Here is a 512-nt window from a genome sequence, read left to right as displayed (position 1 = left end):
ATCATGCAGGGCATTTCCGACATCAAGGTCGACGGTGACAATGTCGTGCTGACCATGGCCTCGGGCAATGCCGACCTTCCCTATCTGCTGGCCGATTATCACCTTGTGGTGCAGCCCGGCGGTGGTGTGGAAGACCCGAACAAAGGCATTGGCACCGGCCCCTACAAGATTGCCTCGGCCGAACCGGGTGTCCGCTATGTCTTTGAAAAGAATGCGGATGACTGGGATACGACCCGCGGTCATTATGACAGCATCGAATTCCTCATCATTAACGACACCACTGCCCGCACGGCTGCGCTGCAATCGGGGCAGGTGCATATGATCAACCGGGTCGATCCCAAGGTGGCGAAGCTTCTGTCGCGGGCACCGGGGGTGGTGGTCACCAATGCCTCGGGCCGTGGGCATTATGTGTTCATCATGCACTGCAACACCGCGCCCTTCGACAACAACGACCTGCGTCTGGCGCTGAAATACGCGATCAACCGGCAGGAGATGGTCGACAAGATCCTTGA

Annotated in this window: 1 protein-coding gene; it reads left to right on the top strand. The window is 58.2% G+C overall.

Features of this window, described 5'->3' with window-relative positions; translation table 11 throughout:
* Positions 1-512: ABC transporter substrate-binding protein (locus tag PKE99_RS39510; protein ID WP_271215196.1), on the top strand; the 512-nt coding region annotated here is incomplete at both ends.

Source organism: Pseudonocardia halophobica, assembly GCF_027922425.1.
Classification (GTDB): Bacteria; Actinomycetota; Actinomycetes; order Mycobacteriales; family Pseudonocardiaceae; genus Pseudonocardia; species Pseudonocardia halophobica.
The sequence above is the reverse complement of the archived record's forward strand: the minus strand, read 5'-3'. Positions and strand labels throughout refer to the sequence as shown.